At 73.8% G+C, this 25,674-nt stretch carries 29 protein-coding genes; 17 read left to right on the top strand and 12 right to left on the bottom strand.

What is annotated here, in order from left to right; all coding sequences use genetic code 11:
* The first annotated feature begins 119 nt into the window (after positions 1 to 119).
* Together ACWD4U_RS04410 and ACWD4U_RS04405 are read left to right on the top strand one after the other, a co-directional pair.
* Complete coding sequence (locus ACWD4U_RS04410; protein WP_363450161.1) at positions 120 to 347, top strand: DUF3107 domain-containing protein; 228 nt, start codon at positions 120 to 122, stop codon at positions 345 to 347.
* A gap of 132 nt (positions 348 to 479) precedes the next feature.
* Entirely contained in the window at positions 480 to 794 is a 315-nt protein-coding gene (locus ACWD4U_RS04405; RefSeq protein ID WP_363450163.1) for a hypothetical protein, read from the top strand.
* 42 nt (positions 795 to 836) lie between these two features.
* Here ACWD4U_RS04405 and ACWD4U_RS04400 read toward each other — a convergent pair whose 3' ends face one another.
* Positions 837 to 1,562, bottom strand: a complete 726-nt coding sequence (locus ACWD4U_RS04400) for a ferritin-like fold-containing protein (protein ID WP_363450165.1) — start codon at positions 1,560 to 1,562, stop codon at positions 837 to 839.
* A gap of 576 nt (positions 1,563 to 2,138) precedes the next feature.
* On the opposite strand from ACWD4U_RS04400, the gene ACWD4U_RS04395 reads away from it, so the two are divergent.
* The 6 genes from ACWD4U_RS04395 (at position 2,139) to ACWD4U_RS04370 (ending at position 8,830) form a co-directional block, all read left to right on the top strand.
* The gene (locus tag ACWD4U_RS04395; protein ID WP_363450167.1) at positions 2,139 to 4,619 is read left to right on the top strand and encodes a DEAD/DEAH box helicase; all 2,481 of its coding nucleotides are present in this window, start codon (positions 2,139 to 2,141) and stop codon (positions 4,617 to 4,619) included.
* A gap of 324 nt (positions 4,620 to 4,943) precedes the next feature.
* Positions 4,944 to 5,789 (top strand): alpha/beta fold hydrolase, encoded by an 846-nt coding sequence (locus ACWD4U_RS04390; RefSeq protein WP_363450169.1) that lies wholly within the window; start codon positions 4,944 to 4,946, stop codon positions 5,787 to 5,789.
* 427 nt (positions 5,790 to 6,216) lie between these two features.
* Entirely contained in the window at positions 6,217 to 6,360 is a 144-nt protein-coding gene (locus ACWD4U_RS04385; protein WP_363450171.1) for a hypothetical protein, read from the top strand.
* A 270-nt stretch (positions 6,361 to 6,630) separates the two neighbouring features.
* Positions 6,631 to 7,269 carry a DUF6758 family protein gene (locus ACWD4U_RS04380; protein ID WP_363450173.1) on the top strand — a complete coding sequence of 213 codons (639 nt, stop codon included), beginning with the start codon at positions 6,631 to 6,633 and terminating at the stop codon, positions 7,267 to 7,269.
* Between the two features lie 31 nt (positions 7,270 to 7,300).
* Positions 7,301 to 8,149 (top strand): PHP domain-containing protein, encoded by an 849-nt coding sequence (locus ACWD4U_RS04375; RefSeq protein ID WP_363450175.1) that lies wholly within the window; start codon positions 7,301 to 7,303, stop codon positions 8,147 to 8,149.
* Positions 8,150 to 8,203: 54 nt separating this feature from the next.
* Complete coding sequence (locus ACWD4U_RS04370; RefSeq protein ID WP_363450177.1) at positions 8,204 to 8,830, top strand: MarC family protein; 627 nt, start codon at positions 8,204 to 8,206, stop codon at positions 8,828 to 8,830.
* A gap of 7 nt (positions 8,831 to 8,837) precedes the next feature.
* Here the strand turns inward: ACWD4U_RS04370 and ACWD4U_RS04365 are convergent, their stop codons facing one another.
* The gene (locus ACWD4U_RS04365) at positions 8,838 to 9,482 is read right to left on the bottom strand and encodes a suppressor of fused domain protein (protein WP_363450179.1); all 645 of its coding nucleotides are present in this window, start codon (positions 9,480 to 9,482) and stop codon (positions 8,838 to 8,840) included.
* 405 nt (positions 9,483 to 9,887) lie between these two features.
* Here ACWD4U_RS04365 and corA point away from each other — a divergent pair, with 405 nt between their 5' ends.
* Positions 9,888 to 11,006 (top strand): magnesium/cobalt transporter CorA, encoded by a 1,119-nt coding sequence (gene corA / locus ACWD4U_RS04360; protein ID WP_363450181.1) that lies wholly within the window; start codon positions 9,888 to 9,890, stop codon positions 11,004 to 11,006.
* A 21-nt stretch (positions 11,007 to 11,027) separates the two neighbouring features.
* Here corA and ACWD4U_RS04355 read toward each other — a convergent pair whose 3' ends face one another.
* A complete protein-coding gene (locus ACWD4U_RS04355) occupies positions 11,028 to 11,957 on the bottom strand; it encodes a DMT family transporter (protein ID WP_449787102.1) in 930 nt (309 codons plus the stop codon).
* Between the two features lie 126 nt (positions 11,958 to 12,083).
* On the opposite strand from ACWD4U_RS04355, the gene ACWD4U_RS04350 reads away from it, so the two are divergent.
* The 4 genes from ACWD4U_RS04350 to ACWD4U_RS04335 all read left to right on the top strand — a co-directional run bounded on the left by ACWD4U_RS04350 (position 12,084) and on the right by ACWD4U_RS04335 (position 15,971).
* Positions 12,084 to 12,614 carry a pyridoxamine 5'-phosphate oxidase family protein gene (locus ACWD4U_RS04350; RefSeq protein ID WP_363450183.1) on the top strand — a complete coding sequence of 177 codons (531 nt, stop codon included), beginning with the start codon at positions 12,084 to 12,086 and terminating at the stop codon, positions 12,612 to 12,614.
* 207 nt (positions 12,615 to 12,821) lie between these two features.
* Positions 12,822 to 14,129, top strand: coding sequence for a magnesium transporter MgtE N-terminal domain-containing protein (locus ACWD4U_RS04345; protein ID WP_363450185.1), 1,308 nt, complete (start codon positions 12,822 to 12,824; stop codon positions 14,127 to 14,129).
* The gene (locus ACWD4U_RS04340; RefSeq protein WP_363450187.1) at positions 14,119 to 14,754 is read left to right on the top strand and encodes a DUF1003 domain-containing protein; all 636 of its coding nucleotides are present in this window, start codon (positions 14,119 to 14,121) and stop codon (positions 14,752 to 14,754) included. The genes ACWD4U_RS04345 and ACWD4U_RS04340 overlap by 11 nt, the downstream gene beginning before the upstream one ends.
* A 56-nt stretch (positions 14,755 to 14,810) precedes the next feature.
* Positions 14,811 to 15,971 (top strand): Mrp/NBP35 family ATP-binding protein, encoded by a 1,161-nt coding sequence (locus ACWD4U_RS04335; RefSeq protein WP_363450189.1) that lies wholly within the window; start codon positions 14,811 to 14,813, stop codon positions 15,969 to 15,971.
* Between the two features lie 75 nt (positions 15,972 to 16,046).
* Here the strand turns inward: ACWD4U_RS04335 and ACWD4U_RS04330 are convergent, their stop codons facing one another.
* Positions 16,047 to 16,856: a protein phosphatase 2C domain-containing protein gene (locus ACWD4U_RS04330; RefSeq protein ID WP_363450191.1), complete on the bottom strand. Its 810-nt coding sequence runs from the start codon at positions 16,854 to 16,856 to the stop codon at positions 16,047 to 16,049.
* Between the two features lie 85 nt (positions 16,857 to 16,941).
* Between ACWD4U_RS04330 and ACWD4U_RS04325 the strand changes: the two genes are divergently transcribed.
* Positions 16,942 to 17,268, top strand: coding sequence for a hypothetical protein (locus tag ACWD4U_RS04325; RefSeq protein ID WP_449787101.1), 327 nt, complete (start codon positions 16,942 to 16,944; stop codon positions 17,266 to 17,268).
* 46 nt (positions 17,269 to 17,314) lie between these two features.
* Here the strand turns inward: ACWD4U_RS04325 and ACWD4U_RS04320 are convergent, their stop codons facing one another.
* From ACWD4U_RS04320 to sigE, 4 genes are all read right to left on the bottom strand, one after another.
* On the bottom strand, positions 17,315 to 17,986 hold the full coding sequence (locus ACWD4U_RS04320; RefSeq protein ID WP_449787100.1) for a hypothetical protein: 672 nt from the start codon (positions 17,984 to 17,986) through the stop codon (positions 17,315 to 17,317).
* Positions 17,987 to 18,209: 223 nt separating this feature from the next.
* A complete protein-coding gene (locus ACWD4U_RS04315) occupies positions 18,210 to 18,644 on the bottom strand; it encodes a sec-independent translocase (RefSeq protein WP_363450195.1) in 435 nt (144 codons plus the stop codon).
* Between the two features lie 136 nt (positions 18,645 to 18,780).
* Positions 18,781 to 19,647, bottom strand: coding sequence for an anti-sigma factor (locus tag ACWD4U_RS04310; RefSeq protein WP_363450197.1), 867 nt, complete (start codon positions 19,645 to 19,647; stop codon positions 18,781 to 18,783).
* Entirely contained in the window at positions 19,644 to 20,351 is a 708-nt protein-coding gene (gene sigE / locus ACWD4U_RS04305) for an RNA polymerase sigma factor SigE (RefSeq protein WP_449787099.1), read from the bottom strand. The genes ACWD4U_RS04310 and sigE overlap by 4 nt, the downstream gene beginning before the upstream one ends.
* 247 nt (positions 20,352 to 20,598) lie before the next feature.
* Here sigE and ACWD4U_RS04300 point away from each other — a divergent pair, with 247 nt between their 5' ends.
* Positions 20,599 to 21,276 carry an O-methyltransferase gene (locus tag ACWD4U_RS04300; RefSeq protein ID WP_449787098.1) on the top strand — a complete coding sequence of 226 codons (678 nt, stop codon included), beginning with the start codon at positions 20,599 to 20,601 and terminating at the stop codon, positions 21,274 to 21,276.
* A gap of 133 nt (positions 21,277 to 21,409) precedes the next feature.
* Here ACWD4U_RS04300 and ACWD4U_RS04295 read toward each other — a convergent pair whose 3' ends face one another.
* Positions 21,410 to 21,577, bottom strand: coding sequence for a DUF3117 domain-containing protein (locus tag ACWD4U_RS04295; protein WP_014137929.1), 168 nt, complete (start codon positions 21,575 to 21,577; stop codon positions 21,410 to 21,412).
* Positions 21,578 to 21,914: 337 nt separating this feature from the next.
* Between ACWD4U_RS04295 and ACWD4U_RS04290 the strand changes: the two genes are divergently transcribed.
* Positions 21,915 to 22,715, top strand: coding sequence for an enoyl-CoA hydratase/isomerase family protein (locus ACWD4U_RS04290; RefSeq protein ID WP_363450201.1), 801 nt, complete (start codon positions 21,915 to 21,917; stop codon positions 22,713 to 22,715).
* Positions 22,716 to 22,810: 95 nt separating this feature from the next.
* Here ACWD4U_RS04290 and ACWD4U_RS04285 read toward each other — a convergent pair whose 3' ends face one another.
* Entirely contained in the window at positions 22,811 to 23,377 is a 567-nt protein-coding gene (locus ACWD4U_RS04285) for a DNA-3-methyladenine glycosylase I (protein WP_363450203.1), read from the bottom strand.
* Positions 23,374 to 23,775, bottom strand: coding sequence for a DivIVA domain-containing protein (locus tag ACWD4U_RS04280; protein WP_449787097.1), 402 nt, complete (start codon positions 23,773 to 23,775; stop codon positions 23,374 to 23,376). Before ACWD4U_RS04280 ends, ACWD4U_RS04285 begins: the two co-directional genes overlap by 4 nt.
* Positions 23,776 to 23,980: 205 nt before the next feature.
* Between ACWD4U_RS04280 and folP the strand changes: the two genes are divergently transcribed.
* Positions 23,981 to 24,793, top strand: coding sequence for a dihydropteroate synthase (gene folP, locus ACWD4U_RS04275; RefSeq protein WP_363450286.1), 813 nt, complete (start codon positions 23,981 to 23,983; stop codon positions 24,791 to 24,793).
* Positions 24,794 to 24,817: 24 nt separating this feature from the next.
* On the opposite strand, the gene ACWD4U_RS04270 is transcribed toward folP, so the two are convergent.
* On the bottom strand, positions 24,818 to 25,630 hold the full coding sequence (locus tag ACWD4U_RS04270) for an LOG family protein (RefSeq protein WP_363450207.1): 813 nt from the start codon (positions 25,628 to 25,630) through the stop codon (positions 24,818 to 24,820).
* Between the last annotated feature and the right edge of the window lie 44 nt (positions 25,631 to 25,674).

The following is a 25,674-nucleotide window of genomic DNA, read 5'->3' as shown; positions in this document are numbered from 1 at the left end:
AGCGCCCCCGGACCTTCACCGCCGAGCCGCCCCGCTGCCTTAAGGTGAGCCCGTACGGCGCGCCCGTCCGCGAACAGCGGTTCGAGCGCGTGCTGCCAGCTACCGGAGGGACGGAAGCCGTGGAGGTCAAGATCGGCGTGCAGAACGCGAACCGGGAGATCGTCCTGGAGAGCGCGCAAACTGCCGAAGAGGTCGCGGACGCGGTCGCCAAGGCCCTGGACGGCACGGCGAAGCTCTTCTCGCTGGCCGACGAGCACGGCCGCCGGGTGCTCATCCCGGCCGACCGTCTCGCCTACGTGGAGATCGGCGAGCCGAGCATCCGCAAGGTCGGCTTCGGCACGCTCTGAGCCTGCTCGACCGGTGCCCCGTTCCCCCGCCGGGGGGACGGGGCACCGTGCTGTCCGCCTGCTCCGCGTACGAGGGGCCGGCGGCGGGTATGGCGTGGGTGCCGCATCCTCGCACCCCCGGGAGGCAGTCCGATGCTCTGGGAGACGACCGCCTTCGTCCTGATCGGCCTGGCCGTCGGCGCGGCCGCGCTGCGGCTGTTCCCGGACCTGTTCCCCGGCCCGCGGGCGCTGACCGTCGGCACCGCACTGGTCGCCGCCGTGCTGGCCGGCCGGCTCTCGCACTACGTGCTGGACGGGAACGCGCCCGTGGTGCAACTGCTGATCTCGGCCCTGGTGTCGGCGCTGCTGGTGTCGGTACCGGCCCGCCCGGACCTGGCCCCGCACCCGCGCGGCCGGCACCGGCACGGCCGGCGGGTCGGGCACGGCCGGCGGGTCGGGCACGGCTAGCGGGTCAGGCCCGGCCGACGCGCGCCAGGAGGCCAGGGTGGGTCAGGAGGCCAGACCCAGCGCGGCCATCCGGCGGGTGTGCGACTCGGTGATCCGGTTGAACATCTTGCCGACCTCGACCAGGTCGAAGCCCGCCACCTGGGCGCCGCCGACCAGCAGGTTGGAGAGCGCGTCCCGCTCGGCGACCACCCGCTGGGCCTGGCTGAGTGCCTCGCCCATCAGCCGCCGGCCCCACAGGGCGAGCCGTCCGCCGACCCGCGGGTCCTCGGCGATCGCCTGCCGCACCCGGTCCACCGCGAACTGGGCGTGCCCGGTGTCGGACATCACGCTCAGCACCAGCTCCCGGGTGTCGTCGTCCAGCCGGACCGCCACCTCGCGGTAGAAGTCGGTGGCGATGGAGTCGCCGACGTACGCCTTGACCAGGCCCTCCAGCCAGTCCGAGGGCGCGGTCATCCGGTGGAAGGCCTCCAGCGGCTCCACGAACGGGTCCATCACCTCGGTCGGGTCGGCGCCCACCTCGGCCAGCCGGTCGTGCAGCAGCTGGTAGTGCTGGAACTCGGCGGAGGCCATCCGGGCCAGTGCGGCCTTGTCCTCGATCCCGGGCGCGAACTTGGCGTCCTCGGCCAGCCGTTCGAAGGCGCTCAGCTCGCCGTAGGCCAGCGCGCCCAGCAGGTCGAGCACCGCCGCGCGGTACTGCGGGTCGGCCGCCCGGGCCTCCCAGCTGCCGATCGAGTCGGGGACGGCGTCGCCAGATTCCTGAGTCTCCATGGCACAGACCTTAGTGGCCCGTACCCGCCCGAGGCCCGGCCGGACCTGCTCCGCCACCCGGGCGGGGCCGGTCGGAGTAGTACCCGTCACGTGTTCGAGTCGTCGCTTGACTGTATGGTGGTACCGAGGCCAGGTGTAGGCGCGGCCCGTCCGTTCAATCGGCAGGCCGCGCAGTCGTGCCCCGGCGGCATCAGCCGCCCGGTACGAAACACACCCGGCGCTCACGTACGCGGATGCCCGGTCGGAGACCCGATCGGCTCCGACCTGGCCCGAGCCTCGGGCCCAGGCACCGCATCAGGCCGAGCGAGGGCCGCCGCGAACCGCGCCAGGAGCGCCGGGCCGCGCGACCCCCTCACGGGACACCCTCCCCCGCGCCGCCCGCCCGACGCGCCCCGGTTCGGGGCTGCCCGGGTACGGCAGGACGCGCTCGGACTCGGCCCTCCACATGGAAGAGGCAGCACCCTGTCCACCACCGCTGAACCCACCAAGACCACTTTCCGGGAACTCGGGATCCTCCCGGAGACGGCCGAGGCCCTGGAGGCCGTCGGCATCGTCCACCCGTTCCCGATCCAGGAGATGACCCTGCCGGTCGCGCTGACCGGCCACGACGTCATCGGCCAGGCCAAGACCGGCACCGGCAAGACCCTCGGCTTCGGCCTCCCGCTGATCGAGCGGGTCGTCGTGCAGGCCGACGTGGCGGCCGGCCGGGCCACCGCGGAGCAGCTCACCGAGAGCCCGCAGGCGCTCATCGTGGTGCCCACCCGCGAGCTGTGCACCCAGGTCACCAACGACCTGCAGACCGCCGGCAAGGTCCGAAACGTCCGCGTCCTCGCCGTCTACGGCGGCCGGGCGTACGAGCCGCAGGTCGAGGCGCTGAAGAAGGGCGTCGACATCGTCGTCGGCACCCCCGGCCGCCTGCTCGACCTGGCCGGGCAGCGCAAGCTCGACCTCTCGCAGGTCCGCGCGCTGGTCCTGGACGAGGCCGACGAGATGCTCGACCTGGGCTTCCTGCCGGACGTCGAGAAGATCATCACCATGCTGCCCGCCAAGCGGCAGACCCTACTCTTCTCCGCCACCATGCCCGGCCAGGTCATCTCGCTGGCCCGCCGGTACATGAGCCAGCCCACCCACATCCGCGCCGCGGCGCCGGACGACACCGGCGCCACCGTCGCCAACATCGAGCAGCACGTCTTCCGTGCGCACTCGCTCGACAAGGTCGAGATGGTCTCGCGCATCCTGCAGGCCGACGGCCGCGGGCTGGCGATGATCTTCTGCCGCACCAAGCGCACCGCCGCCGACGTCGCCGAGCAGCTGACCAAGCGCGGCTTCGCGGCCGGCGCCGTCCACGGCGACCTCGGGCAGGGCGCCCGCGAGCAGGCGCTGCGCGCCTTCCGCAACGGCAAGGTCGACGTGCTGGTCTGCACCGACGTCGCCGCCCGTGGCATCGACGTCGAGGGCGTCACGCACGTCATCAACTACCAGTGCACCGACGACGAGAAGACCTACCTGCACCGGGTCGGCCGCACCGGCCGCGCCGGCGCGTCCGGTACCGCCGTCACCCTGGTCGACTGGGACGACATCCCGCGCTGGCAGCTGATCAACAAGGCGCTGGACCTGCCGTTCAACGAGCCGGAGGAGACCTACTCCAGCTCGCCGCACCTCTACGAGCTGCTGCGCATCGCGCCGGGCACCAAGGGCATCCTGCCCCGCTCCGAGCGCACCCGGGCCGGCCTGGCCGCCGAAGAGGTCGAGGACCTCGGCGAGACCGGTCAGCGCAACGCCCGCAGCAGCAGCGGGACCGGCGGCGGCAACGGCCGCGGTCGGCGCGGCGGGGCTCCCGAGACCCCGGCGCCCGCCGAGCGTCCGGCCCGCAAGGCGCGCGAGCGGCGCCGCACCCGCAGCGGCGGCCTCGCCCCCGCCGGCGAGCTGACCGCCGAGACCACCGCCGTCCCCGTGGACGCCCCCGCCGACGCCCGGAGCCCGCGCAAGCGCAGCCGCAACCGCCGGTCCGGCGCTGCCGCGGTGGAGGCGGTGGCGGTCGACACCGTGACCGTCGAGGCTCCGGCCGCCCCGGTCGCCCCGGCTGTCGAGACCGTCGAGGACACGGCCGCCCGCTCCCCGCGCAAGCGCACCCGCCGTGGCGGCGGCGCCCAGCCGGTGACCGAGGCCGTGGCCGAGACCGCGGTCGTCACCGCGACCGAGACCGCGACCGAGACCGCGACCGAGACCGTGGCCGAGACCGTCGAGGCCCCGGCCGCGCCGGTCGCGACCGCCGACGCCCCGGTGTCGTCCCGCGTCCCGCAGCGCCGCCCGGTCCGCAAGCCGATCACCTCGCTGGTCGACGAGCCGTCGGTCCGGACCCCGGACGAGGCCCCGGCCCGGACCCCGCGCAAGCGCACCGCCCGCAAGGCGGACGTCTCCCCGGTGGAGGAGACCGTGGTGACCGAGGCTCCGGCCGAGGCTCCCGCGGCGCGCGTCCCGCAGAAGCGTCCGGCCCGCAAGCCGGTCGCCGCGCCGGTCGACGAGACCCCGGTGTCCGAGGCCGCCGTCGAGGCCCCGGCCCCGCGCAGGCGCGCGGTCCGCAAGGCCACCACCTCCGTGGTGGAGACCCCGGCCGCGCCCGTCGACGAAACCCCCGTGGCCGAGGCCGCCGCCACCGTCGAGGCCCCCGCCCCGCGCAGGCGCGCCGTCCGGAAGGCGACCACCTCCGTGGTGGAGACCCCGGCCGAGCCGGTGGAGACCGAGGTCGCCCCGGCCCCGCGCAAGCGGGCCACCCGGAAGGCCGCCGCGCCCGTCACCGACGCCGCCCCGGCGGCGGACGAGGCGGTCCCGGCGCCGCGCAAGCGCACCGCCCGCAAGGCGGCCGCCGCCGCACCGGTCGAGGCCGACGCCGAGACCGCCCCGGCTCCGCGCAAGCGTGCCGTCCGCAAGGCGACCACCACCGACGAGCCGGCGGCCCCGCGCAAGCGGGCCACCCGGAAGACCGCCGCCGCGGCCGAGTCCTCCGCCGAGGAGATCCCGGCCCCGCGACGCACCCGCAAGGCCGTCGAGCAGTAACCCGCACCACCCCGACCGGGGAGGGCCCGACCACCACGTCGGCCCTCCCCGTCGGCATTCCCGCCCCCGGGGCACCCCCGCCACACCACCTCCGACATCCGCCCCCACCACACCACCTCCGCCGCCCGTCCCCCGATCGCCCCACCCCCGCCCAGCCGCTCGCCATCCCCGCCCCGCCACACCACCTCCCGTCTCCGCCCCCCACTCCCCCACCCCGCCGTGCCCCTCACCCTCACCGCGCCACGCCACCTCCCATCTCCGCCCCCGGCTCCCCCACCCCCTACTGTTGGCCTCGGGTTTCGGGCGATCTGAGAGGTGCCGGGCATGAGTACGCCGCCGTTCCTGACCTTGCCGGAGTGCGCGCGGGCGGTCCGCCTCGCGGGGTGGGCCGCGTTGTGGGCGGAGCCGACGGGGCCGGTCGCCGGGACGGCGTTGCTGGTGCCGGGGTTCACCGGCAGCAAGGAGGACTTCGTCGCCCTGCTGGAGCCGCTGGCCGACGCGGGCTTCCGGATCGTCGCCGTGGACCAGCGCGGCCAGTACGAGACCGGCGGCCCCGACGACCCGTCGGCCTACGCGACCGCGGCCCTCGGCGCGGACGTCCACGCCCTGACCGCCGAGATCCTCCGCCGTACCGGGGACGAGGCGATCCACCTGCTCGGCCACTCCTTCGGCGGCCACGTGGTCCGCGAGGCGGTGCTGCAGGACGCCCGCCCGTGGCGCTCGCTGACGCTGCTGTCGACCGGCCCGGCCGCGATCGATCCCTCGGAGGCGGCCCGTACGAAGCTGCTGCTGGACGCCCTGGAGTCGATGGACCTGGAGTCGATCTGGCAGGTGATGCAGCAGCTGGACGAGGGCAAGAACCCGCCGCCGAGCCGCGCGGTGGCGGAGTTCCTGCACCGGCGCTGGCTGGCGAACGTCCCGCAGTCGCTGAAGACCACCGGCGCGCATCTGGTCTCCGCCCAGGACCGGGTGGACGAGCTGGCCGCGGTCGGCCTTCGGACCCACGTGGTCTCCGGCACGCAGGACTATGCCTGGCCGGTGCCGGAGCAGTCCGCGATGGCGGAGCGCCTGCACGCCCGTCGCACGGTGGTGGCCGGCGCCGGCCACTCGCCGAACGCCGAACGCCCGGCCGAGACCGCCGCCGCGCTGGCCGCCTTCTGGACCGCCTGACCCGGGACACACCCCGCCGCGGGCCCGCTTCGGCCCCAACCACCGCCCCTTGCAGGCTTACTGACGTCCACTCAGAAGTCGGCCGGGGTTTTCACGCGACACCGATCGTTAGGTCGGGTAATATTTGATTCTGTCCGGGATCACCACACCCTCCGTCGGTCGCACCCTCCGGCCGCCGAAACCACGGATTTACGGGCGGGCAACCGCCCGTTAGCAGCGTCGCGGCACTGTGGACGAATGAGGCACCGTCGCCTCCCTCCAGTGCCACAAGGGGAGTGCCACCAAGGCAGTCCTGCCCGAGAGTAGGGGGAGCGACAGGGGTGTCAGTACCTGACGTCCGACTCAACCAGTGCCGGCGAGCCATCGGGAGATGGCCGACCGTCGGCCGAGTCCGCCTCGGATACCGAGGTCGGGAAGGGAGAGGCCCATGCGTTTCGAGATCCTTCGCCTGGATCACGCGGGAGCGGAGACCGATCGGCTGATCGCCGACGCGGAGACCGTCTCCGAATATGTGAAGGCCGCCGCGCTCACCGGTGAACGCCTGTACATCCGGCCGTGCAAGGCCGTGTGAGCGGAAGCGGACCGGCCGCCGCGCCGTCCGACGTTCCGATACCCGGCTGACGCCCCGTCACCGCAGGGAGAACCCTGGGATGGCGGGGCGTCAGTGTGTTCGGATCCGCCCGCGCGTGTTCGCATGATCCGACCTGCGGGGGTTTGACGCCGCCCCGCTGGGGACATCACCCAAGCCGGGCCCGGGCTGGCGCCGGGGGCGGCTCGCGACGCACCCCTTACGGGTGATCGTCCTTGACGCGGCAGTCCGGAGGGAGGACCGTTGTCGGTTATGAGGGGCGAGCCAAGCTGCCCGAGGTGCGCCGGTCGGGTCCGCGCCCCCGGTCTCTTCTCCGACACCTGGCAATGCGACCAGCACGGTGCCGTGTACCCGATGCAGCCCGTGCTGCCCCCGAGCGTCGAGGCGTTGAACGTCGCGGTGAACCGTTCGCAGGTGCCGGTCTGGCTGCCCTGGCCGCTGCCGGTGGGCTGGCTGTTCACCGGGATCGCGCACGCCGGCGACGACCTGTCGGGCGCCCGGGCGACGGCGGTGGCCTGCTCCGGCCCGGCTCCGCTCGGCGGTTTCGGTGAACTGGTCCTGGTGGCCGAGGAGTTGGGCGTCGGCCTGGGCGCGCGCTACGCGGGCCTGGACGGTCCCGACCCGGGCGAGTCGGTGGCCCTGTACAAGCCGGCCGACGCCAAGCTGATGGCCGCGGGCCGGCCGACCCCGATGTTCCACGTGCCGCAGGCACCGGACGACCGCGCGGTCTACGTGGGCGAGGCGCGCGGCCTGTGGCTGTGGGCGATCGCCTGGCCCGAGCAGTCGGCCCTGCTGATGCACGACGAACTGGTGTTGACCGACCTCCGTGACGCGGGCGCCGAACTCGGCCTGCTCCCCTGCGGAGCGCTCTCCCCCCGCCTGCTCGGCTGAGGCCCGCGGGCGGCTCCCTATCCTGGGCGGCATGCGTATCGATCTGCACGCCCACAGCAATGCCTCGGACGGCACCGACTCCCCGGCCGAGCTGGTCGCCAACGCGGTGGCCGCGGGGCTGGACGTGGTGGCGCTGACCGACCACGACACGGTGGCCGGGTACGGCGAGGCGGCCGCGGCGGTGGCCGGGACGGGGCTGACCCTGGTGCCGGGCGCCGAACTCTCCTGCCACGTCGGCGGGATCAGCCTGCACCTGCTGGCGTACCTGTTCGACCCGACGGAGCCGGAGTTCGCGGCGGAGCGCGAGCTGGTGCGCACCGACCGGTTCCGGCGCGGCCGGGCGATCGTGGAGCGCTGCCGGGAGCTGGGCGCGCCGATCAGCTGGGAGCAGGTGCAGCGGATCGCCGGGGCGGGCTCGGTGGGCCGTCCGCACATCGCCTCGGCGCTGGTGGAGGCCGGCGTGGTGGCGACCGTCTCGGACGCGTTCACCGCGGAGTGGCTGGCCAACGGCGGCCGGGCGGACGTCCGCAAGCACGAGACCGATCCGACGGTGGCGGTGCGGCTGGTGCGGGCGGCGGGCGGGGTGCCGGTGTTCGCGCACCCGGGGGCGGCGAAGCGCGGGGAGACCGTGTCGGACCAGGTGATCGCGGACCTGGCGGCGGCCGGCCTGGGCGGCCTGGAGGTGGACCACACCGACCACGACGAGGAGACCCGGGCGCACCTGCGCGGCCTCGCTGCGGAGCTGGGCCTGCTGGTGACCGGGTCGAGCGACTACCACGGCAGCCGCAAGACGGTCCGGCTGGGCGAGTACACCACCGACCCGGCGGTGTACGAGGCGCTGGTGGCGCAGGCGACGGGGGCGAAGCCGATCACCGGGTGACCCGTTCGGCGCGTCCCCCGTCCGCGGGCGGCCGGGGCGCGCACAATGCCCGGTATGGGCGGCTTCGCGGACGGCAAGGTCTTCGGATCGCTGTTCGTCACGCTGTTCGTGATCATGGATCCGCCGGGCACCATCCCGATCTTCCTGGCGCTCACCTCGGGGCGCGCGCACCGGGTGCAGCGCCGGATGGCCTGGCAGGCCGCGGCGGTGGCGCTCGGGGTGATCACCTGCTTCGGACTGTTCGGGCAGCAGATCCTCAGCTACCTGCACGTCTCGATCCCGGCGCTGCAGGTCTCCGGCGGGATCCTGCTGCTGCTGATCGCGCTGGACCTGCTGACCGGGAAGATCGAGGAACCGACCCAGACCAAGGACGTCAACGTGGCGCTGGTGCCGCTGGGCACCCCGCTGCTGGCGGGGCCCGGGGCGATCGTCGCGGTGATCCTGGCGGTGCAGCAGGCCGACGGCTCGGCGCAGTACGTGGCGGTGTGGTCGGCGATCGTGGCGATCCACGTGGTGCTCTGGCTGACCATGCGCTTCTCGCTGGTGATCATCCGGGTGATCAAGGAGGGCGGCGTGGTGCTGATCACCCGGCTGTCCGGCCTGCTGCTGTCGGCGATCGCGGTGCAGCTGGTGGCCAGCGGGGTGTTCGGCTTCATCGACGCCTACCCCGCGCAGGGCTGACGGAGCGTCAGTCCAGCGGGACGCCGCGGCGCTGCGGGTCGCGCAGGTCGGTGCCCTGCTGCAGCCAGCGCTCCTCCAGGGCGGCGGCGCCCTGGACCCGCTTGAAGGCGGCCTCGTTGGGGGTCATCGGCAGCAGCGGCAGGAAGCGGACCGGGTCGGCGGGGGCGGGCAGGTCGAGGTCCTCCACCAGGCCGCCGGGCTCGGCGGCCAGCACCGAGGTGAACGGGGCGCCGGCCCACAGCGGGGAGCCCAGGTCGAGCGAGCCGCCGGGGGCCACCACCAGGCCCTCCACCTGCGGGCTGGCGGCGAAGACGGCGAGCGCCTTGTGCGCCTCGTCGCGGCCGCCGCGGACGGTGAGCACCAGTTCGACCCGCGGGCCGCGGACCGGGTCGGCGACCGGGGCGGCGGGGTCGGCCATCGGCGCGGCGGACATCCCGAGGGTGGCGTAGCGGACCAGGCCGTCGGCGTCCGGGCCGAAGCGCAGCACCTCGATCCGGTCCGCGCCGAGGAAGGTCACCGCGGCCCGGCCGGTGGGTTCGCCGAAGGTGGTGATCAGCCGCGCCTCGACGGCGGTGAGCACGTCCTGGCGGGTGGGGCCGGAGCCGGCGTCCGGGTCGGAGAAGTCGCCGAAGAGCGGGAAGTCGTGCGCCATGACGCGACCTTAGCGCGATCTTTACCGAGGAGTTGGCCCACCCGGGGGCCTCGGCGGGGCAGGAACCGTTAATATGGGCGGCTGGCCTTGTGAACACCAACCAGGGCCCAACGGCCCGCCCGGGGCCCCGGCGTGGAGGAGGTGGTCACGGTGGATAGCAGTCGACCATGCAGTACCGGCAGCTCTCCCTCGGCCACCCGGCTCCGCCGTCACTTCGGCTGAACCAGGCACCCGCGCAGCGTCGCGCCACGGCCCGGGAGAGCACCTTCCCCGGAGTCCGCACCTCGAAACACCGTACGCCAGCGGCGTTTTGACGATCCATCGGCTCCGGCGCCCACCGGTGTTTCCCACCGCCGCGCCCCCCACCCGCCGGGGCGCGCCGGTCCGGCCCTAGGAGCCTGCGCCATGTCGATGATGAACAACCTGCGCGCCGCCGTCGTCCGTCCCGCCCGCCGCCGTGCCGACGACGCGGGCTACCCGCTGCACCCCGGCCACACCCCGTCCGCCGTGGTCGACTGCGCGGTCTACCACGAGGGCAAGCGGGCCGGGGAGAGCTGCAGCCCGCGCGAGGCCGCCCGCCAGGTGAAGGCCGCGCAGGCGGCCGGGCCCGGCTCGTTCAGCTGGATCGGGCTGCACGAGCCGACCGAGGCCGAGTTCGAGGGCATCGCGCAGCGCTTCGGCCTGCACCCGCTGGCGGTGGAGGACGCGGTGCACGCGCACCAGCGCCCGAAGGTCGAGCGGTACGACGGCATGCTGTTCGCGGTCTTCAAGACGGTGCGCTACGTCGAGCACGAGCAGCTCACCCCGACCAGCGAGGTGGTGGAGACCGGCGAGCTGATGGTCTTCGCCGGGGCGGACTTCGTGATCACCGTCCGGCACGGCGCGCACTCCTCGCTGCGCGAGCTGCGCCACCGCCTGGAGGCCGACGCCGAGGGCACCGGCCTGCTCGCCATGGGCCCGGCCGCGGTGCTGCACGCCATCGCCGACCACGTGGTCGACAACTACCTGGTGGTCGCCGACCGGTTGCAGAACGACGTCGACGAGATCGAGTACGACGTCTTCGCCAACAAGGGCGGGCGCGGCGCCGACGTCGGCCGGGTGTACCAGCTCAAGCGCGAGGTGCTGGAGTTCAAGCGCGCCGTCACCCCGCTGCTGCGCCCGATGGTGCAGCTCTCCGAGCCGCTGCAGCGGCTGGTCGACCCGGAGATCCAGAAGTACTTCCGGGACGTCGCCGACCACCTGGCCCGGGTCGCCGAGCAGGTGCAGGGCTTCGACGAGCTGCTCAACTCGCTGCTCCAGGCCAACCTGGCGCAGGTCTCGGTGGCCCAGAACGAGGACATGCGCAAGATCACCGCCTGGGCGGCCATCTTCGCCGTCCCGACCATGATCACCGGCGTCTACGGCATGAACTTCGAGAACATGCCCGAGCTGCGCTGGACGTACGGCTACCCGACCGTGCTCGGCGTGATCGCCGTCATCTGCGTCGGCATGTACCGCGGTTTCCGCCGCAACGGCTGGCTCTGACGCCCGCGCCCCGACGGGGCGTCAGCGCCGCCCGGCGCGGGCCACCAGCACCAGGCCCGCGAGGATCAGGCCGACCGCCGGGTAGGCGGCGGCCGGCGGCCACTGGCCCAGCCACACGGCCGCGATCAGCGCCGCGCCCGGGGTCTCCAGCAGGATCGCCGTCGAGGTGACCGAGGGGCCCAGGGTGCGCACCACCCGGTTGCTCAGCGAGTGCCCGAGCAGCTGGGCGGCCACCATCAGCAGGAAGATCTGCCACCACACCCCGGCGGACCAGCCGGCCATCGAGGTGCCGGTCAGCAGACACACCGTCAGCAGCGCCACCGCGCAGGTCGCGTAGCAGACCAGGGTGTACGCGGTGGTCGACACCGTCCGGCGCACCTCCGCGCCCAGCAGCATGTACCCGGCCGCCGCGGCGCCCGCGCCCAGCGCCAGCGCGTCGCCGAGCAGCGCCCGCGGCGACACCGACAGGTCGACGCCGGTCAGCACCAGCACCCCGGCGAACGCCAGGCCGGTACCCAGCCACACCATCCGCGGCGCGCGGACGCCGAACAGCCGCATCAGCAGGATCGTCCACAACGGCGTGGTGGTGACCAGCGCCGTCGCCGAAGCCACCGAGGTCATCCGCAGGCTCGGCATCCACAGCGCGAAGTGCAGCGCCAGCAGCACGCCGGCCGCCATCGCCAGCAGCAGCGCGCGACGCGGGATCGCCCGCAGCTCCGCCGGGTGCCGCACCAGCGCGTACGGGCCGAGCACCGCCACCGACATGGCGTTGCGCCAGAACGCGATCGCCAGCGCCGGCGCGGCGGTGGCGCTGATCAGCGGGGCCGACAGCGAGATCCCGCCGATCGACACCGCGAGCAGCAACAGGTCGGTGCGCGGCAGTCGGGGCCGCTCGACGGGGGTGGCGAGGGTGGTCGCAGGTGCGGTGGTGGCGGGCCGGGCGGCGGGCACGGCTCTCCTTACGGTGCTCTGGCGGTACGGGAGGCCCCCCTACGGTAAGGGCTGTCCGCCACCGACGGCACTGTCGTCCCGGGGGATGGGACCGGCCGCGGACACCCAGGCCGTACGCTGTCCGCCATGGAGCGTACGACGGCCGCGAGCGCGGCAGACTTCCTCGACCGGGCACTGGTGGAAGAGGCCGCCAAGAAGTCCGGCCTGTTGTGGGTCCAGCCCGCCGGGGAGCCGTCCGCCCGCCCGCTCTGGCACGCCTGGCACGACGGCGCGGTGGTCGTGGTCGGCGACGGCGCCGAGCAGCCCCTGCACGGCCTCACCGCCGGCTCCACCGCCGCGGTGACGCTGCGCAGCAAGGACAAGTGGGGCCGCCTGGTCGCCTTCACCGCGACCGTCACCGCCGTCGACCCCGGCACCGCCGGCTGGGACGGCGCCGTCGAGGAGCTCAAGGGCAAGCGCCTGAACGCCCCCGACACCGACACCATCACCGACCGCTGGTCCCGCGAGTGCCGCGTCCTGCGCCTGACCCCCACCGGCCCGCTCACGCCCCTCCCCGAGGACTCGCTCGCCGCCGCCCCCATGCCCACCCCGGTGACGACCCGTCAGCCCATCCCGGCCGGCCTCCCGAAACTCCTCTTCAAGAAGCGCAAGCGCTAGCCCTCGCGGGCCGCGAGCCCTCCGCTCCGCGCGAGCCGCATCCCGCCCCGTCGGCCCCGCTCCGCGCGAGCCCCTGGCGTCATGCTCTCCGTCCCGTTCCCCTTCCCCTGCCTCCCCTTCCCGTCCCGCTCCCGCGCGAGCCGCAGGCTCCACACTCGCCCCGCCCGCTAGATTTGTCGGGTTAAGTCCGTTTTGGGAGGAGCTGCCGTGGCGGGGCCGGGAAGTCGGGTGTTCATCTCGCACCTCTCCGGGGTGGCCGTCTTCGACCCGAACGGCGACCAGGTCGGGCGGGTGCGGGACGTCGTGGTGACGCTGCGGCTGGGCGGCCGGCCCCCGCGGGTGCTGGGGCTGGTGATCGAGGTGATCGGGCGGCGCCGGATCTTCCTGCCGATGACCCGGGTGACCAGCATGGAGTCCGGGCAGGTGCTGAGCACCGGCCTGCTGAACATGCGCCGCTTCGAGCAGCGCCCGTCCGAGACCCTGGTCCTCGCCGAACTGCTGGACCGCACCGTCACCCGCACCAAGACCGCGGACGAGGTGACCGTCCTGGACGTCGCCATGGTGCAGACCCGGCTGCGCGAGTGGGAGATCGACCGGGTCTTCGTCCAGGTCGGCCGGCCCGGGCGGCTGCGCAAGGGCAAGGGCGAGCAGCTGCTGCTGGACTGGTCCGCCGTCACCGGCTTCTCGCTCACCGAGGAGGGCCAGGGCGCCGCCAACCTGCTCGCCACCTTCGAGCAGCTGCGCCCCGCCGACCTCGCCAACGTGATGCACCACCTGTCGTCCAAGCGCCGCGCCGAGGTCGCCGCCGCCCTCGACGACGACCGGCTGGCGGACGTCCTGGAGGAGCTGCCCGAGGACGACCAGGTGGAGATCATCGGCAAGCTGCAGGAGGAACGGGCCGCCGACATCCTGGAGGCGATGGACCCGGACGACGCCGCCGACCTGCTCTCCGACCTGCCCGCCGAGGACGCCGAACGGCTGCTGCGCCTGATGGAGCCGGAGGACGCCGAGGAGATGCGCCGCCTGCTCTCCTACGAGGAGGACACCGCGGGCGGCCTGATGACCACCGAGCCGATCGTGCTGGAGCCGGACGCGACCGTCGCCGAGGCACTGGCCCGGGTGCGGATCGCCGACACCAAGCCCGCGCTGGCCGCCCAGGTGTACGTCTGCCGGCCGCCCAACGAGACCCCGACCGGCACCTACCTCGGCACCGTGCACTTCCAACGCCTGCTCCGGGAGCCGCCGTTCACCCTGGTCGGCGCGCTGGTCGACGACGACCTCGACCCGCTGCCGCCGAACACCCCGCTGCCGCTGATCACCAGCTACCTGGCGACGTACAACATGGTGGCCGCCGCCGTGGTCGACGAGGGCGACCACCTGCTCGGCGCGGTCACCGTCGACGACGTGCTCGACCACCTGCTGCCCGAGGACTGGCGCGAGGGCGCGGTGCACGGCATCGCCGCCCGCGGCGACGTGCCGGACGACGAGACGAGCGGAGTACCCGGTGGACAGTGACCGCAAGAAGCGCGAGGAGACGCCGCGCCAGCGCCTCCAGGGCGAGCTGCGGGAACTCCGCCAGCTGCGCGAACTGCGCTCCCGCGAACGCGGCCGGGATCGCGACCGCCGCGAGGAACGCGCGCCGTCCGGCCCCGCCCGCTCCCGCCTGGACCAGCCGCGCACCGCCCGCCCCGGCCTGATCACGCTGCCCGCCTGGGACCCGGAGGCGTTCGGCAAGCTGTCCGAGCGGATCGCCCGCTTCCTCGGCACCGGCCGCTTCATCGTCTGGATGTCGGTGGTCATCGTGGCGTGGGTGGTGTGGAACACCCTGCTGCCGGACACCGTGCACTTCGACGACTACCCGTTCATCTTCCTCACCCTGATGCTCTCCCTGCAGGCCTCGTACGCCGCCCCGCTGATCCTGCTCGCGCAGAACCGCCAAGACGACCGCGACCGCGTCAACATGGAGCAGGACCGGGCCCGCAGCGACCGCAACATCGCCGACACCGAGTACCTCACCCGCGAGGTCGCGGCGCTGCGCCAGGGCCTGGGCGAGGTGGCGACCCGCGACTTCATCCGCTCCGAACTGCAGTCGCTGCTCAAGGAGATCGAGGACCTCCGGGAGTCCGCCGACAGGTTGTGACCGGCGGCACGCTACCGGCGAGTCGGGCGCGGCGCGCCGCGCCGTACCATCAACACATGGCCAACGAGACAGAGGTGGCGGCCGGGGTGACGGAGCAGTCCGTCCGCGAGGCCCTGGCGACCGTCCACGATCCGGAGATCAACCGCCCGATCACCGACATCGGCATGGTGAAATCCGTCGAGATCGGCGACGGCGGCGCGGTGCAGGTCGCGGTGTACCTGACCGTCTCGGGCTGTCCGATGCGCGAGACGATCACCCAGCGGGTCACCGACGCGGTCTCCCGCGTCCCGGGGGTCACCTCGGTGGCCGTCGAGCTCGACGTGATGAGCGAGGAGCAGCGCCGCGAGCTGTCCACGCTGCTGCGCGGCGGCGCGCCCGAGCGGGAGATCCCGTTCGCCAAGCCCGGCACCCTGACCCGGGTCTACGCGGTCGCCTCCGGCAAGGGCGGCGTCGGCAAGTCCTCGGTGACGGTCAACCTGGCGGCCGCGCTGGCCGCCGACGGCCTGAAGGTCGCCGTGGTCGACGCCGACATCTACGGCCACAGCATCCCCCGGATGCTGGGCGTCGAGGGCCGGCCCACCCAGGTCCAGGACATGATCATGCCGCCGTCCGCGAACGGCGTGAAGGTCATCTCGATCGGCATGTTCACCCCGGGCAACGCGCCCGTCGTGTGGCGCGGACCGATGCTGCACCGCGCCCTGCAGCAGTTCCTCGCCGACGTCTACTGGGGCGACCTCGACGTCCTGCTGCTCGACCTGCCGCCGGGCACCGGCGACATCGCCATCTCGGTCGCCCAGCTGGTCCCCAACGCCGAGATCCTGATCGTCACCACCCCGCAGATGGCCGCCGCGGAGGTCGCCGAGCGGGCCGGCACGATCGCGCTGCAGACCCACCAGAAGATCGTCGGCGTGATCGAGAACATGTCGGGCATGCCCTGCCCGCACTGCGACGAGATGATCGACGTCTTCGGCACCGGCGGCGGCCAGACCGTCGCCGACGCCCTCACCCGCACCGTCGGCGCCACCGTCCCCGTCCTCGGCTCCATCCCGATCGACGTCCGCCTCCGCGAGGGCGGCGACGACGGCCGCCCGGTCGTCCTCTCCACCCCCGAATCCCCCGCCGCCGCCGCCCTCCGCACCATCGCCGGCAAGCTCTCCGGCCGCCAGCGCGGCCTCTCCGGCCTCTCCCTCGGCCTCACCCCGAAGAACAAGTTCTGATCCACCCGCCGACGGCCCCGGGACGTGTGTCCCGGGGCCGTCGCATGTGCGCGCACGCCTGGTCCGGTGGCCCGGTCACGGGGTCAGGAAGGCGGCCGTGGCGTCGTCGTGGGTCTTGGTGCGGGGCCAGCGGTGGTGGTGCGGGTCGGTGCGTTCGAGGGCGCGGGTGTGGTCGATGAGGGCCTGTGGGCCGGCCTCGCGGAGGAGGGTGAGCAGGCCGGGCCAGTCGTCGGTGGCGAAGTCGTCGACGGGGCGGGCGGCGCCGTCGGTGAGCAGGGCGGCGTGCCGGAGGTCGGTCCAGGGGGCGCTGCCGGTGCGGGCGTGGGCGGCGGCGTCCGGGTTGGCGGCGGCGACCCAGTAGCCGTCGGAGGTGTTCATCGCCTCGCGCTGGGCGGCGGTGAGCAGGGCACGCCGCTCGCCGGCCGGCAGACCTTCCAACCGCCCTGCCAGTTCAAAACGTTGACGTGTCGTCACCTCGGAGACCCGGTGGTCGGCGACCACCCGCAGGCCGTCCGCCAGGTCGAGCAGGACGGTGGAGTCGGCCAGCACCAGCCACTCCAGCCGCTCGCCGCGCCGCCGCACCACCGCGACGGTGGCGCTCGGCGTCATCGGGTCGCCGAGGTCGCAGCCGCCCGCGTGCAGCCCGGCCGTCTCCGCGAGCGCGTCGGCCAGACACTCCGTCAGTTCTGCGTCCCGCTCGGCGGCGTGGCGCAGCAGCCGCACGCCGAGCGACCGGACGAACCACCCCACCCCGTGCACGCAGCCGGTGGGGGTGCCCTCGGGCAGCCCGGCGCCGTCGAGGACCAGCACGGTGTCGGGCCCGGCGAGCGCGTAGTCCTCGTTGGGGTGGGCGGTGCCGGGGGCGGTGGCGAGCGAGATCTGCACGGGCGGACTCCGGAACCGGGGCGGGTGGGGACGCCGTCCACTCGGCATGGACAGACGAGCACAAGGATCCCTTGGCCTGGCCCTGGTGGGAATCTCGGCCCCGGTCATGCTCCTCAGCGCGGCTTTCACACTGGAGCTGGAGGGCCCGATGCAGACCCATCCTGGTTTCCAGGACAACGCCGCCGGGCCGGCCGTGCTGCTCCTGGTCCCGGGTCTGCTGATGCTGCTCGCCGGCGCCGTCCTCGCGCTGCGCGCGGGCGGCCGGGCCCGCCGCATCGCGGTCGCCGCGGTCGCCGTGCCGTTGCCGGCCTTCGGCGTCTTCCGGATGACGGTGCTGGCCCCGATGCTCGCCTGCGACGGCAGCCGGATCTCCGCCCAGGACGACGGCTCCTACGTCTGCACCGACCTCTAGCCGACCTCCGTACCAGCCGTACCAGCTGCACCGGCCCCGGCAGGTCTCAGCGCCCGTCGTACGCCGCGAGGTCGGAGACCGCCGTGAAGCCGACGCCGTACGCGGAGACCGAGCGGCCGTAGGCGCCGATCAGGACGCCGGGGGCCTCGCCGGCAAGCACCCAGCCGTACTCGGACTCGCGGTAGCGGAAGGGCTGCGGGAGGCCGTTGACGGGGAGGGTGAGGGAGGACCAGGCGGACCCTTCGAGGTCGTCGGCGAGGTCCCAGGCGAGGGCGGTCTGCTGGTCGAGCCAGTTCTGGCGCAGCGTGCGGTCGAGGTTGCCGGGCCAGGTGGCGGCGAGCAGTCCGGCGCCGGCCAGCCAGGCGGCGGAGGAGGCGGAGGTGGCTTCCAGGGTGCCGGTGTTGTCGGAGCTGCGGCGGCCGGGGCGGCGGGCGACGGTGACCACCACGGCGAAGCGGCGGTGGTCGCGGCTGTCGGGCTGCCGGGCGGGCTCGTCGCCGTGCCCGAGGGTGCCGTAGTCGGGGACGCCGCCCTCCACGCTGCCCGGGTGCTGGCCGGTGCCGACCTGGCCGAGCCAGCGGCGGCCGGTCCAGCCCTCGTCGAGGCCGTACCAGGGGAAGTCGGCGGCCCGGTAGGGGACGAGCGGGTCGGCCGGCTTGGCCTGGGCTCCCACCGGGCGCGTGGTGACGGTGCCTCCGGTGTTGTGCGTGGCGTCCACTGCGGGTCTCCTCGGCTGTGCGCTCCTGCCACGGGCGGGGCTCCATGGTGGCGCACCGCGGCCCCTCCGTCCGGCAATCCGGGCCCGACACGGCCGGGTGTGACCGACGGCACGGACGGACGGCACGGGTGCCGCCGTCCTGGGAGGTAGTCGCAACGATAGCGGCGGGAACGCGAACGCCCCGCCTGCTCGGGCGGGGCGTCGGAGTGCGGGGCGGGGCGCGTCAGGTGGCGTCCGGGTCGAACGGGGGGCGCTCGCCGGCCGCCAGGCTCGGGCTCGCGGCGCCGACCTTGATGAAGTCGGCGGGGGCCACCGAGGCGGTGGGCGTGGGCGTCGAGGACGGTGCGGGTTCCCCGTTCAGCGCCGACTTCAGGTCGACGCCGTCCTTGAGGTCCTTCAGCCCGAGCGGGTCCTCGCTGTCGCCGAGCAGCTGCTTGCGCACGAAGGTCTTCGGGTGCAGGTCCTCGAACTCGAAGTTCTGGAACTCCGGGCCGAGCTCGTTGCGGATGTCCTGCTTGGCGCTGTCCGCGAAGGAGCGCAGCTTGCGCACCAGCGCCATGGTGTCCTGGATCAGCTTGGGAAGCTTGTCCGGACCGAAGATCACGATGGCCATGACGAGGATCGTCAGGACCTCCAGTCCGCCTATGTCTCCGAACACCTGAACTCCCCAGCACCCGACAACGCTGAACCAAGAGTAAACGCGGGCGGCCGATCCGCGGCCTCCTGCTCATGAAGCCGTGGTGAAGACCACCCGGGCGACCGCCGTCCCAACGGGTCGGGCCGGTGAGGGCAGGCTAGCGCAGCAGTTGGCGCGGGTCACCGGTGGGCGACGGAGCCGGGCTGGCCTGCTGCCGGGCGGCGCGCATCGGGTAGTCCTGGACGTCGACCGGCTGCTGGGCGTTGACCGGGACGATCGCCCCGCCGACCGGGGTGATGGTGGTGGGCTGGCGGTTGGTGCCGGCCTGGCCGTTGGGGAGGCCGCCGACCCCGCCGAGGGTGACCGCGGCGACCGAGAACGCCCCGGCGGCGGCGAACACCAGGCGGCGTCCGCGCGGCGCGGCCGGGCGGACGGAGGGCAGCTCGCCGAGCGCGGCGGCCAGCGGACGCGGCATCGCGGCCGGGCGGCGCGCCCCGAAGGCCGGCCGGGAGCCGAACGGCCCGGCGGCCCGCGGATCGATCCCGGGTATCGGGGCCTCCGCCCCGAGCGCCCCGCCGCCGAAACCGGAGCCGGAGCCGAACGAGCCGCCGGTGAGCCGGCTGCCGCCGAACACCCCGCCGGACGCGCCCGGGCCGTCCGGACCGGAGTCCTCGTCGGGCAGCGCGGCGACGGCCATCAGACGGGCCATCAGGGCCGCCGACGGGCCGGGCGTGCCGGTGCCGGTCAGCATCCGCTTGACCGAGCGGGCCTCGTCCGCCTCCGCCAGGCAGTCCGGACAGGTGGCCAGGTGGGCCTGCACCCGCTCGCGGGCGTCATGGCCCAACTCGCCGTCCAGGTACGCCGAGAGGCGGTCGCCGAGATGGTGCTCCTCGGCGGCCGGCTCGACCGGACGGACCGTCACGGCGCGCAGCTCGGGCGCCGCCGGGGCCGGCTCGGCCCGGCGGGCGAGTGCCCACCGCGAGCGGCCGGTGGCGTCCGCGCGCTCGGGGGCGCGATCGTTCATGACCCCCTCCGGTCGCTGCCGCCGGGCTCCGCGCCGACCGGCACGGGCTCGACCGACCCGCCACGGCGGGAACGGCCCTCGGCGGTGTTCGGCGCCCGGTGCTTGAGGGCGGCCCGCAGGTGCGAGCGGCCACGGTGGATCCGGCTGCGGACGGTGCCCAGCTTCACCCCGAGGGTGGCGGCGATCTCCTCGTACGACAGTCCCTCGATGTCGCAGAGCACCACCGCGGCCCGGAACTCCGGGGCCAGGGTGTCCAGCGCCTGCTGGACGTCCGCGTCGAAGTGGGTGTCGCTGAAGTGCTGCGCCGGGCTGGGCTCGCGGCTGGCCAGGCGCTCCGCGGCGTCCTCGGCGAGCGAGTCGAAGCGGATCCGCTGGCGGCGGCGCACCATGTCCAGGAACAGGTTGGTGGTGATCCGGTGCAGCCAGCCCTCGAAGGTGCCGGGCGTGTAGGTGGAGAGCGAGCGGAACACCCGCACGAAGACCTCCTGCGTGAGGTCCTCGGCGTCGTGCTGGTTGCCCGTCAGCCGGTAGGCCAGGCGGTAGACCCGGGCGCTGTGCGCCTCGACGATCTCCTCCCAGCTGGGCGGCGTCCAGCCCTGCGCGTCAGGCCCCTCGGCGAAGGACGCGAGCGTGCCGGCGACCTCGGGCGCCGTGCCGTCGGCTGCGGTCGGCTCATCTAGGGGGGAGTGCACAGACTGGTTCATCACGGGCTTCGGCGTACGGGCCGACGTGGTGCCGCGGGAGTGCCGCTGCACAGGGACGTCGCCCTCGGCCACACCTCCTCGGTCGGCTCTTCTGCCCAGCAGAGCCACCACCATATCCACCTCACCTGTCAAGCCAGGATAAGAGCGGTCGAACAACCGCCTCCGCGGGCGGCCGCGCCACCCATGGAAGAACAACGGCCAGCCGTCGAACGCGGTTCCCGGGCGGCCAGTAGTCTGTCGGCTGGAATTGTCGACTTCCCCCGTCGGCACCTGCGCTCCGGAAGAGGCAGCCATCACCGAGTTCGGGCCCGAGCGAGCGGCGCTCGCCGACACCTACGTCGGCGAGGACGCGGTGCTGACCTACGCCCGGGCCCTCTCCGCCCGCACCGGGATACGCGCCATCGGCCCCAGCGGCGGCGCCGCGCTGCGGCTGCTCGCCGCCGCGCTCGACGCCAAGGCGGTCGCCGAGATCGGCACCGGCACCGGGGTGTCCGGCGTCTACCTGCTGCGCGGCATGCGGGCCGACGGCGTGCTCACCACCGTCGACTCCGAGCCGGTCCGCCAGCAGTACGCCCGCGAGGCCTACCTCGCTGCCGGTTTCGCCGCCAACCGCGCCCGCTTCATCCCCGGCCGCGCCCGCGAGGTGCTCCCCCGGCTCGCCGACGGCCAGTACGACCTGGTGTTCTGCGACGGCGACCCGGCCGAGTCGCGGTTCTACCTCGCCGAGTCGCTGCGCCTGCTCCGCCCGGGCGGCATGGTCTGCTTCGAAGGCGTCTTCCAGGAGGGCCGACTGGCCGAACCCCTGGTCGACGACCCGCAGACCCACGCGGTCCGCGAACTGGTCGCCGACATCCGGGAGAGCGACCTGCTGCTGACCGCACTGCTGCCGGTCAGCGACGGCCTGCTCTGCGCGGTCAAGCGCTGACCGCACCGCGGGAACCCCGGCCCGCACCGCCGGAACAGCACCGCGGGAACGCGGAACGGGCCCGGATCCCTGAGTGGGATCCGGGCCCGTCGCACACCTCCGGGCTGCGGAGGTGGAGGGCAGCAGCCAGAGGTCAGCCGCAGGCCTTCTTCAGCGCCTCGCCCAGCGCGTCGGCCTCGTCCGGCGTCAGCTCCACCACCAGGCGCCCGCCCCCTTCGAGCGGAACTCGCATGATGATGCCCCGCCCCTCTTTGGTGACCTCAAGCGGGCCGTCACCCGTCCGCGGCTTCATGGCCGCCATGCTCGTTCCCCTTCCTGCAACCGTTCAGGTACGCACCGGCAGTCCGTCCACCGCCGGCATCGAACGCATTGATCGGAAGCCATTATCCCGCATGCGACCGCTGGATGACCAACATCACTCTCTGCGCCAACCCGCTCCAAGCGGCCGCAAAGCGTCGATTACCTGCCGAAAGCGACACCGCGCCGCACTCCGACACGCCTGCTCGGGGTGCGGCAGCTCACACTTCGCCCGAACGGTACTCCCCCGCCGCGCCCGCCTCCGGCATGCTGACCCGCAGGGCCCGCCGACCACCCAGGCGGCCCCCCAGCAGCCCACCGCGACCCGGGAGCCCTCACCCATGTCCGACACCGTGCGCTACGAGCGCGACGGCGCCCTCGCCGTCCTCACCATCGACCGCGCCGACGCCATGAACGCCCTCGACGTCGCCACCAAGGTCGCCCTCCGGGACGCCGTCACCACCGCCGCCGAGGACCCCTCGGTCCGCGCCGTGCTGCTCACCGGCGCCGGCGACAAGGCCTTCTGCGTCGGCCAGGACCTCAAGGAGCACCTCGGCCTGCTCAAGCACCAGCAGGAGACCGGCGAAGGCGCCCTGCGCACCGTCGCCGAGCACTACAACCCGCTGGTCCGCGCCCTGGCCGGGATGCGCAAGCCGACCGTCGCCGCGGTCAACGGCATCGCCGCGGGCGCGGGCGCGTCGCTCGCCTTCGCCTGCGACTTCCGGATCCTCGCCGACACCGCGGGCTTCAACACGTCCTTCGCGGGCGTCGCCCTCACCGCGGACTCCGGCGCCTCCTGGACCCTCCCCCGGCTGGTCGGCCACGCCCGGGCCACCGAGCTGCTGATGCTCCCCCGCACCGTCCGCGCCGACGAGGCGCTCACCCTCGGCCTCGCCACCCGCATCGTCCCTGGTGCCGAACTCGCCGCCACCGCGCACGAGTTCGCCCTCACCCTGGCCAACGGTCCGACCGTCGCCTACGGCGCGATCAAGGAGTCGCTGGCCTACGGCGCCTCGCACTCCCTGGACGAGCTGCTGGACAAGGAGGACGAACTCCAGACCCTGGCCGGCAACAGCGAGGACCACCAGATCGCCGTCGACGCCTTCCTCGCGAAGCGCAAGCCGGACTTCGTGGGCCGCTAGGGCGGGTCTTCCGGATCACGGCGCCCGCCCGGCGTGATCCGGAAGACCCGCCCTGGGGCACCGGACGGAGCGCCGCGTCCCGCGAGGGGCGCGGGCTACCGGGCGTGGCAGTCGGCCAGGTGGTCGTTGACCAGTCCGCAGGCCTGCATCAGGGCGTAGGCCGTGGTCGGCCCGACGAAGCGGAACCCGTTCTTCTTCAGGTCCTTGGCCAGTGCCGTCGACTCCGGGGTCACCGCCGGCACGTCCGCGAGCGTCGCGGGTGCCGGACGGGCCGGGTCGCCCGCGTGGCGCCACACCAACTCGTCCAGCCCGACGCCGAGTTCGATCGCGGCCCGGGCGTTGGCGATGGTCGCCTCGATCTTCGCGCGGTTCCGGATGATCCCCGCGTCGCCGAGCAGCCGCTCGACGTCGGCCGGGCCGAACCGCGCCACCGCCTCGATCGAGAAGCCCGCGAACGCGGCCCGGAAGCCCTCCCGGCGGCGCAGGATCGTGATCCAGGAGAGGCCGGACTGGAAGGCCTCCAGCGAGATGCGTTCGAAGAGCGGCTGGTCCCCGTGCACCGGCCGGCCCCACTCGGTGTCGTGGTAGACCCGGTAGTCGTCCGTCGAGTCCCCCCACCCGCACCGTCGCAGCCCGTCGGCGCCGAGCACCGCGCCACTCACGTCCGGTCGCTCTTCTCGTCCTCGTCGGCCTCGGCCGCCGCCGGAGCGGGCGTGCCCGGCTTCTCGAGCACCGCGGTGAACGACTCCAGCCCGGGCAGCGGCTCGCCCCCGGCCACGCCGGACGCCTCGACGGAGCCGCGTACCGCGCCGACCGCCTCGAGTTCGGCGATCCGCTCGTCCCGGAGGGCGAGCTCGGCGCCGAGCCGGTCGAGGACGTCGTCCACCTCGTCCATCCGGTAGCCGCGCAGCGCCATCGGCAGGCGGAGCTCGTCGACGTCGGTGCGGCTGAGCGCACGGTCCTGCGGGAGACGGGCGGAGAGCCGGTCGTGTTCCGCCTCGGGGAGGGAACCGCCGCCACCCAACGCCACCAGCGCGGCGCCGCCGACGACCACGGCCATCGCAACCACGATCACCCAGAACACGAGCTGTCCTCCGTCAGTTCCCGGTCAGTTGCCGGTCGGCATCGGCCATGGGCGGGACCAAGGTGGGATCATGGTCCCCAGTAGGCCGGGGCCCATCATTGCACCCGGGGGCGCGGAGGAGGAGACACCGGTGGCACTACGCCTCGGCACGCGGGAGTTCGGTCCGGACGAACCGGTCATCATGGCCATCGTGAACCGCACTCCGGACTCCTTCTTCGACCAGGGTGCGACCTTCGCGGACGAGGCCGCGTTCGCCGCGGCGGACCGCGCGGTGGCCGAGGGCGCGGCGATCCTGGACATCGGCGGCGTGAAGGCCGGGCCCGGCGAGGAGGTCGGGGTGGAGGAGGAGCTGCGCCGCACCGTCCCGTTCGTGGCCGAGCTCCGCAAGCGCCACCCGGACGTGGTGATCAGCGTGGACACCTGGCGGCACGAGGTCGGCGAGGCGGTCTGCGAGGTCGGCGCGGACCTGCTGAACGACGCCTGGGGCGGCTGGGACCCGAAGCTGGCGGAGGTCGCGGGCCGGTACGGCGCGGGGCTGGTGTGCACGCACGCGGGCGGTGCGGAGCCGCGGACCCGTCCGCACCGGGTGGGGTACGAGGACGTGATGGCGGACATCCTGCGGGTGACCGTCGGGCTGGCCGAGCGGGCGCTGGAGCTGGGCGTGCGCCGGGACGGTCTGATCATCGACCCGGGCCACGACTTCGGGAAGAACACCCGGCACTCGCTGGAGGCCACCCGCCGGCTGCCGGAGATGACCGCGACCGGGTACCCGGTGCTGGTCTCGCTCTCCAACAAGGACTTCGTCGGCGAGACGCTGGACAAGCCGGTGCACGAGCGGCTGCTGGGCACCCTGGCGACCACCGCGGTCTCGGCCTGGCTGGGCGCGCAGGTCTACCGGGTGCACCAGGTGGCGGAGACCCGGCAGGTGCTCGACATGGTGGCGTCGATCCGCGGCACCCGTCCCCCGGCGGTGGCCCGCCGGGGGCTGGCGTAGCGGCCTGACGCCCGGTCGGCGGCGTTACGCGGGCGTGCCCTTGGGCGCGCGGCTGGCGTCCAGGATCTTCAGCACGTCGGCGATGTCGTCGGTGACGTGGAACAACTCCAGGTCCTGCGGGGCGGCCTTGCCCTGGGCGACCAGGGTGGACTTCAGCCACTCCACCAGGCCGCCCCAGTAGTCGGTGCCGAACAGGATCACCGGGAACCGGGTGACCTTCTTCGTCTGCACCAGGGTGAGCGCCTCGAACAGCTCGTCCAGCGTGCCGAGGCCGCCGGGGAGGACCACGAAGCCCTGCGCGTACTTCACGAACATCGTCTTGCGGACGAAGAAGTACCGGAAGTTCAGCCCGAGGTCGACGAACTCGTTCAGCCCCTGCTCGAACGGCAGCTCGATGCCGAGGCCGACGCTCAGGCCGCCCGCCTCGGAGGCGCCGCGGTTGGCGGCCTCCATCGCGCCGGGGCCGCCGCCGGTGATCACCGCGTAGCCGGCCTCGGCGAGGGCCCGGCCGATCGCCACGCCCGCGGCGTACTCCGGGGAGTCCACCGGGGTCCGGGCGGAGCCGAAGACGCTGACGGCGGACGGGAGTTCGGCCAGCGCGCCGAAGCCCTCGACGAACTCCGAGGTGATCCGCAGGACCCGCCACGGATCGGTGTGCAACCAGTCCGTGGGTCCCGTGGTGTCCAGCAGCCGCTGGTCGGTGGTGCTGGTCTCGACCTGGTCTCGGCGCAGCAGCACCGGGCCCTTGCGCTTCTCCGGCCACGGCTTCTTGCGCGCGGGCGCGGAGACTTCTTCCGGACCGTGTCCGTAGTACGGCTCATCTCCGTTGGCTGTCATGACGAAACCCTACGCCTGACGAGGCAACTTTCCGGGGAACACCG

This window comes from Kitasatospora sp. NPDC002522 (genome assembly GCF_053595195.1).
The sequence above is the reverse complement of the archived record's forward strand: the minus strand, read 5'-3'. Positions and strand labels throughout refer to the sequence as shown.

Bases quoted from the DNA above. Each gene is read 5' to 3' on its own strand.
- ACWD4U_RS04335 (WP_363450189.1), top strand. From the start codon at position 14,811: ATGGCCAACGAGACAGAGGTGGCGGCCGGGGTGACGGAGCAGTCCGTC.
- ACWD4U_RS04350 (WP_363450183.1), top strand. From the start codon at position 12,084: ATGGAGCGTACGACGGCCGCGAGCGCGGCAGACTTCCTCGACCGGGCA.
- ACWD4U_RS04380 (WP_363450173.1), top strand. From the start codon at position 6,631: ATGAGGGGCGAGCCAAGCTGCCCGAGGTGCGCCGGTCGGGTCCGCGCC.
- ACWD4U_RS04290 (WP_363450201.1), top strand. From the start codon at position 21,915: ATGTCCGACACCGTGCGCTACGAGCGCGACGGCGCCCTCGCCGTCCTC.
- ACWD4U_RS04310 (WP_363450197.1), bottom strand. From the start codon at position 19,647: ATGAACGATCGCGCCCCCGAGCGCGCGGACGCCACCGGCCGCTCGCGG.
- ACWD4U_RS04295 (WP_014137929.1), bottom strand. From the start codon at position 21,577: ATGGCGGCCATGAAGCCGCGGACGGGTGACGGCCCGCTTGAGGTCACC.
- ACWD4U_RS04370 (WP_363450177.1), top strand. From the start codon at position 8,204: ATGGGCGGCTTCGCGGACGGCAAGGTCTTCGGATCGCTGTTCGTCACG.
- ACWD4U_RS04270 (WP_363450207.1), bottom strand. From the start codon at position 25,630: ATGACAGCCAACGGAGATGAGCCGTACTACGGACACGGTCCGGAAGAA.
- ACWD4U_RS04280 (WP_449787097.1), bottom strand. From the start codon at position 23,775: ATGGCCGTGGTCGTCGGCGGCGCCGCGCTGGTGGCGTTGGGTGGCGGC.
- sigE (WP_449787099.1), bottom strand. From the start codon at position 20,351: ATGAACCAGTCTGTGCACTCCCCCCTAGATGAGCCGACCGCAGCCGAC.
- ACWD4U_RS04405 (WP_363450163.1), top strand. From the start codon at position 480: ATGCTCTGGGAGACGACCGCCTTCGTCCTGATCGGCCTGGCCGTCGGC.
- ACWD4U_RS04385 (WP_363450171.1), top strand. From the start codon at position 6,217: ATGCGTTTCGAGATCCTTCGCCTGGATCACGCGGGAGCGGAGACCGAT.
- ACWD4U_RS04390 (WP_363450169.1), top strand. From the start codon at position 4,944: ATGAGTACGCCGCCGTTCCTGACCTTGCCGGAGTGCGCGCGGGCGGTC.
- ACWD4U_RS04375 (WP_363450175.1), top strand. From the start codon at position 7,301: ATGCGTATCGATCTGCACGCCCACAGCAATGCCTCGGACGGCACCGAC.
- ACWD4U_RS04400 (WP_363450165.1), bottom strand. From the start codon at position 1,562: ATGGAGACTCAGGAATCTGGCGACGCCGTCCCCGACTCGATCGGCAGC.
- ACWD4U_RS04365 (WP_363450179.1), bottom strand. From the start codon at position 9,482: ATGGCGCACGACTTCCCGCTCTTCGGCGACTTCTCCGACCCGGACGCC.
- folP (WP_363450286.1), top strand. From the start codon at position 23,981: ATGGCCATCGTGAACCGCACTCCGGACTCCTTCTTCGACCAGGGTGCG.
- corA (WP_363450181.1), top strand. From the start codon at position 9,888: ATGTCGATGATGAACAACCTGCGCGCCGCCGTCGTCCGTCCCGCCCGC.
- ACWD4U_RS04395 (WP_363450167.1), top strand. From the start codon at position 2,139: ATGACCCTGCCGGTCGCGCTGACCGGCCACGACGTCATCGGCCAGGCC.